This is a genomic window from Paenibacillus sp. P4_A7 (assembly GCF_056402455.1).
This window is the reverse complement of sequence record NZ_JBFUHJ010000394.1, coordinates 1-5,896: the sequence shown is the minus strand read 5'-3', so window position 1 is coordinate 5,896 and position 5,896 is coordinate 1. Positions and strand designations below refer to the sequence as shown.

Below are 5,896 nucleotides of genomic sequence, written 5' to 3'. Positions count from 1 at the left end.
GTCAACGCACTGATGGTGATAACGGCTATGGTAACATGGCAGAAAAAATGGAGCAACTTGCAACAGAGCAACCTGGTTTCCTAGGAGTTGAAAGCGTGAGGGATGCATCAGGAGCTGGTATTACCGTTTCCTATTGGGATAGCTTGGAGGCGATCAGCAATTGGAAGCAGAATCAATCACATAAAGTTGCTCAGGAGAAAGGTATGAAGGACTGGTATCAATACTATAAGGTGAAAATTTGTAAAGTGGAAAGAGAGTATTCCTTTTAAAAGGATTTTCCATAAGGTTGATCCAAATAGCGAGAAAGGCGGTTGCTTCGGCAGCCGTTTTTATTTTTACATTAAAAGTACTTTTCATTGTGAAGAATTTTTGGTATCATCATTCTAACTTATTAAACGTGTTTAATAAGTGTTGCGCTATGAGGTGGTGATTGTTGTGGATGAATGGATTGCAGCTCCAAAAGAGATGAAAAAGGTTATTCTTCGTGGTATACGCACAGCTCTTCTGGCACTTGGAAGTGCAACAAAAGTTGAACTGAGTCACAAATTAGGAATTAGCTTTCCTACAACTAGTAAGTTCCTAGCCCAAATGGAAAAAGACGGGGAGCTTATTATAGTAGGTCTTGATGATTCTAGTGGCGGAAGAAGAGCGAAAAGGTATGCTTACAATCCGGAGTATATGCTCAGTCTGGCTATTTTTTTAGAAAAAAAAGAAACAAATTACACGATATTTAATTGCTTAGGAGAAGTAAAAGAACAAGGAATGAGTCCGAGTGTCCTAGTGGATGGTGTTCAGAGCTTAACGAAGCATATTGAAGAGATCATAGCAAAATATTCGAAGATCAAATCTATAGCAATCGGTGTACCTGGTTCGGTCAATAATGGACGCATTATTTATATACCAAGCTATGAGCAGTTTCATAATTTTGATTTGAAAGGATACTTCGAAGATCGTTTATCTATACCTGTCGTAGTAGAGAACGATATGAATGCTGCTGTACTAGGATACAACAACAATAATAGGCGGAATAAGGACAATTCGTCTTTAATTTACTTGTACATGGGTCAAAATGGTCCTGGTGCCGGCATTATGATTAATGGAGATGTGGTGCGAGGAAGTACTTTTTTCTCAGGTGAAGTTTCATTCGTCCCTCAATATGATAAACGTAATTTTCTGCAAGCTATAAACAATGGAGACCTGGCAGAAACAGCAAGTTTGCATGAGGAGGAGCGGATTGATGCTGTTAGTCGTTTGGTAGCTTCTTTTATAGCTATACTGAACCCCCACACGATTATTTTTAGCAACGATGAAGTGAGCCATACAATGATCAACCAAATTGCAATAAGGAGTGCAACATATATTCCGGAAGAACATCTTCCCGAGCTTACAACAAGTGACTGGAAACAAGATTATTTATATGGATTACAAAAGCTTGGTCTTGATCTTATGATCTCTGGAACAAAAAAATAGCATGCATTAGGAGTACTGTAAACATTATGGCTACATTTTTTTTAATCATCATTTATTTGGCTTTTATTAGCTTGGGATTACCTGATTCATTGCTGGGATCGGCTTGGCCTGTCATGCAATTGGACTTTGCAGCTCCGCTAGAGACTGCAGGCTTGCTTTATATGACGATAGCAGCGGGCACGATTGTGTCAAGCTTGGCAAGTGGTACGGTACTTAAACGTTTTGGAACGGGCAAGGTAACACTTGTCAGTTGTATAATGACAGCTGGTGCTCTGCTAGGCTTCGCTATTTCTCCATCAATCTTTTGGTTGATGATATGTGCCATTCCGTTTGGATTAGGCGCTGGTTCGGTAGATGCAGGCCTAAACAATTATGTTGCTGCACATTATAAAGCACATCATATGAGTTGGCTTCATTGTTTTTGGGGAGTCGGCGCTACGCTTGGCCCCATTATAATGGCGCAGTTTATTTCCGGGCAAAACTTATGGAGGCAAGGCTACCTTACAGTAGCTGCTATTCAGATTTGCTTAGTTGTTATCCTTTTCGTCACGCTGCCTTTATGGGATCGGGTCGCTAGAAGTAGCAAGGCTGCTTCCAGTGAAGAGCCAAAAGAATTAGTGGACGAAGTAGATGAACAATCTTCCGAGCCTATTAAGCCTTTACAGATTAAGGGAGTAAAACTGGCACTCGTATCCTTCTTGTTTTATTGTGGAATCGAAGCAACGATGGGACTCTGGGGAAGCAGCTTTCTTGTAAATATAAAGGGACTGCCCGCAGCAGTAGCTGCACAATGGGTTGCATTATTTTACGCAGGAATCACAATCGGCAGATTTATTACCGGTTTTATTACTTTTAAGCTGAGTAACCGTATTCTAATTCGGAGTGGGCAAATCACGGCTTTAGCTGGTGCGGTATTGCTTTTGTTGCCATTGCCGTCAGGTTTCTCGCTTGCTGGTTTTATTATAGTGGGACTAGGGCTGGCTCCGATATATCCATGTATGCTGCATGAAACGCCCGTACGTTTTGGGAAGAAACACTCCCAGACCATTATGGGCTATCAGATGGCTGTTGCCTATACGGGTGCTACGTTTGTGCCGCCTCTTTTAGGACTAGCAGCTTCCTTTTCAACAATCGGAATCTTCCCATTTTTTATCGTTGCTTCAGCTGCAGTTATGTTCTTATTTTCAGAGAGATTGAATGTCTTTTTGAAAAAGAATGTCTTTACCAAAGAGGGGAAATCGAAAACTACAGCGTTTTAATCATAAGTACTATTTTTCATAAAGCGGCAGCCAACCTCATCGGTTCGGCCTGCCGCTTTTTTTCTGCTAACCCCGGTGGCATAGATTTATTGATCGCCATTATAGGTTATTACTATTTTTCATATATGATACAGATATTAGAATTAACTTGGTATCTCTATTACTATGAAATAACATAGAAACGATCGAGCACAAGGCATTAGTCGATAGGATATCACTGTGAATGTATATATTTTTCTGAATGCTTGTAAGTTATGATAATTTAGTTTCAGATTGTGATATTAATGAGGGTAATTGTGGAAAGTGAGACGAATTAGTTTCAGAATTTCCAATTAATTCATCGGAAAGAGACCACGGATGGAGATAACCAAGCAATTAATTTCATATCCTGACACTAAATCGAAGCTTCCAAAGTTAGGATCTCATCTAGGTGCAAATATTGAAACTATATTTATCTTTTTAATAGAAGAGCAGTTAGGTGGAAAACCAATAGTTATGGTTGCATTAAGTACAATATAATTTAAATTATCAGGAAACTAAAATAGATTTAGGAGTGTTAAATATGGAAATAAGAACAGCATTACTTTGTGATCTTGAAGGGATTGGACGCTTATTGGTTGATGATGAGCTAGGAGTAAGCAAGAGTTTATTTAAAATTAAATGAATACTTAAGAGAAATAGGGGTAATGTCAGATGAACATTATTAGGTTAGAAAAAAATGTTGCAAGCCTTCCGTTGCCGAATGAAACACGCTTAGTATTATCGAATGTCCTTCCGCAACATAAATTAATTACCAGTTCGTTTGTGCTTGCATTTCAAGACAATGAATTATTATTAACTAATTTGAATGAGAGAGGATGGGATATTCCTGGTGGGCATATTGAATTAGGGGAGTCGCCAATGCAAGCAATGAAAAGAGAATTGTATGAAGAAACTGGTGCTGTAATTGACTCACCTCAGGTTCTTGGACATGAATTAATTAGAATATATAAGGAACCAGAGAATTATAAGTATCCTTTTCCTGATAGCTATATGGTTTTTTATTGTGCAAAAATTATAAAGCTTGATGATTTTAAAAGTACTAATGAAACAAAAGGAAGAGGGCTATTTAAACCTGAAGATGCCTATAAAATTCCTTGGGTACACAGAAATCTAGCCTTTTATGAAGATGCACTAAGAAAAGTGGCAGGGGTATTAGGTAGCGATAAATGATAAAGGTTCGTATAATGACAGGTACTTTATCTTCGGATGACAACGCTGTAGGTCATGTATTGGGGACGATTACTAAGCAAACGAGTAAATATAGTATTAATCATCAGAAAAGGCGGCTAATTAGATGACTATTAAAGCAGTACTATTTGATTTAGATGGCACGTTATTGGATCGTGATGCTTCGCTTATACAATTTGCTCGCGATCAGTACGACCGGTATACTCAACTTCAAATAGTGGAGAAAGATGTTTTTGTGGAGCGTTTTATCGAACTTGATAGTCATGGATATGTTTGGAAAGATAAGGTGTATCAACAGCTACTTGCTGAGTTTTTAATAGAGGAGTTAGAATGGCGAGAGCTTCTAGATGATTATTTGATTGGTTTTCAAAAGCATTGTGTAGGTTTTCCTAACTTGCTAAGTATGCTTATCCATTTAAAAAATAATGGCGTTAAGCTAGCTTTAGTCTCTAATGGCTATGGTCAGTTTCAATATGATAACTTCAAAGCACTGGGTATCAGTCATTTATTTGATGAGGTTCTGATATCAGAATGGGAAGGACTGCGAAAGCCTGACCCGGCAATTTTTATTCGAGCACTGTCTAAACTCGGCGTGAAAGCAGAAGATGCTCTGTTTGTAGGTGACCACCCGGAAAACGATATAAGTGCGAGTCGTGCTGTAGGGATTAGAGCAGTATGGAAACAAAACACACAATATTCATATGAAGTTTATGCCGACGCAATTATTAATGATTTAGAGGAATTAACGCAATATGTAACGAGCTATCGGAACACTTTAGCCTAATACATATTTTGGCGCACAATCTATGGTAAAAGGGCGATAATCCGAAGTCAATTGACTATCCGGAATATCACCCTTTTTATTTTATGCTAAAAGGTTCATGAAGAAGATTTACTGCGCGGGGCGGGGCTGAGATTGTGAATCTGTTCCTCTATGACCTCACTTGCTTTATCTAAAAACTGTGAAATGAACACAAGCTCTTCATCTGAATAGGAGGAAGCCAGTTTAATCATTGCTGTGTGAAGCGGATGGTATGCATTGCTTACTTCTTCTTTATTTTCATACAAAGGGACAATAATGACTTTGCGACGGTCATTTGGATCATTTTGCCTGCGAACATAACCGTTTTTTTCAAGTCGGTCAATTAATGCCGTGACACTGCCTGTAGCAAGCCCAGTCAGTTTTGAAAGTTCACCTGCGGTGATGGGACCTTTTTCGCGAAGAATATCTACAGATAAATAGTCATCAAGACACTATATAAACGAGATACTAGAATCACATCTGATTTATTAAATTTATTTTATAGATATTATTACGAAATTGCAAAGGGTAAAGCTTAACGCTTTGTACAACGAGATATTCTGAATACGATCACTTAAAAATATGATCAAAATGGAACGTGAGATGGAAAGAGCAGGATAACGATACATGAGTATAGCTGTTTTTAACCTTGACGCGATGTATAGGATTGATAAGATAGAGTGAGATAACTTTCCATTTATATGAATGGTTTGGTAGATAAATTTCAATGATGGATAAGGGGTAAAAGATGGACACGAATAATCGTAACGTCATGAAGCTTATTCGAAGAAAAGGGTTTAAAAGGATTTTATTGCTTTGTAAGCGTTATAAATATTGGTACCTTGCGGTATTGTTTCTTCAGCTAGGCGGCACGGTGGCAGCGTTGCTGCTTGCTGAGCTAACAAAACGAATTTTTGATAAAGGGACACAACTGTCTCATTCCGATCTCTACAACCTTATTATCGGAATCGTTTTAATGGTAATTTTGGGAATGGTCTGTTCACTTGGCGCTAGAGTTTGCAACCAGATCGTCAATACGAATATAGTGTTCAGAATGAGGCAGATTGTACTTGAGCAATTAACAAACATATCGTTGAAGTACCATGAGAGCAAGCACAGTTCTCATACTCAAAAT

At 38.4% G+C, this 5,896-nt stretch carries 7 protein-coding genes; 6 read left to right on the top strand and 1 reads right to left on the bottom strand.

Translation table 11 applies throughout. From position 1 onward, the window contains the following. The 5 genes from AC1DWN_RS27155 to AC1DWN_RS27135 all read left to right on the top strand — a co-directional run. Positions 1-269: antibiotic biosynthesis monooxygenase family protein (locus AC1DWN_RS27155; protein WP_477562006.1), on the top strand; the 269-nt coding region annotated here is incomplete at its 5' end. 166 nt (positions 270-435) lie between these two features. Continuing rightward, positions 436-1,470, top strand: coding sequence for an ROK family transcriptional regulator (locus AC1DWN_RS27150; protein WP_477562005.1), 1,035 nt, complete (start codon positions 436-438; stop codon positions 1,468-1,470). A gap of 26 nt (positions 1,471-1,496) precedes the next feature. Then, positions 1,497-2,729: an MFS transporter gene (locus AC1DWN_RS27145; protein ID WP_477562004.1), complete on the top strand. Its 1,233-nt coding sequence runs from the start codon at positions 1,497-1,499 to the stop codon at positions 2,727-2,729. A gap of 693 nt (positions 2,730-3,422) precedes the next feature. Beyond that, positions 3,423-3,941, top strand: a complete 519-nt coding sequence (locus tag AC1DWN_RS27140) for an NUDIX domain-containing protein (RefSeq protein ID WP_477562003.1) — start codon at positions 3,423-3,425, stop codon at positions 3,939-3,941. A 124-nt stretch (positions 3,942-4,065) separates the two neighbouring features. Next, on the top strand, positions 4,066-4,743 hold the full coding sequence (locus AC1DWN_RS27135) for an HAD family hydrolase (RefSeq protein WP_477562002.1): 678 nt from the start codon (positions 4,066-4,068) through the stop codon (positions 4,741-4,743). 95 nt (positions 4,744-4,838) lie between these two features. Here AC1DWN_RS27135 and AC1DWN_RS27130 read toward each other — a convergent pair whose 3' ends face one another. Continuing rightward, complete coding sequence (locus AC1DWN_RS27130) at positions 4,839-5,186, bottom strand: MarR family winged helix-turn-helix transcriptional regulator (protein ID WP_477562007.1); 348 nt, start codon at positions 5,184-5,186, stop codon at positions 4,839-4,841. A 323-nt stretch (positions 5,187-5,509) separates the two neighbouring features. On the opposite strand from AC1DWN_RS27130, the gene AC1DWN_RS27125 reads away from it, so the two are divergent. Next, a partial coding sequence (locus AC1DWN_RS27125; protein ID WP_477562001.1) for an ABC transporter transmembrane domain-containing protein occupies positions 5,510-5,896 on the top strand: 387 nt, incomplete at its 3' end.

What these genes read in the sequence shown, in the direction of transcription:
- AC1DWN_RS27145 (WP_477562004.1), top strand. Translation starts at nt 1,497, where the DNA reads ATGGCTACATTTTTTTTAATCATCATTTATTTGGCTTTTATTAGCTTG.
- AC1DWN_RS27140 (WP_477562003.1), top strand. Translation starts at nt 3,423, where the DNA reads ATGAACATTATTAGGTTAGAAAAAAATGTTGCAAGCCTTCCGTTGCCG.
- AC1DWN_RS27135 (WP_477562002.1), top strand. Translation starts at nt 4,066, where the DNA reads ATGACTATTAAAGCAGTACTATTTGATTTAGATGGCACGTTATTGGAT.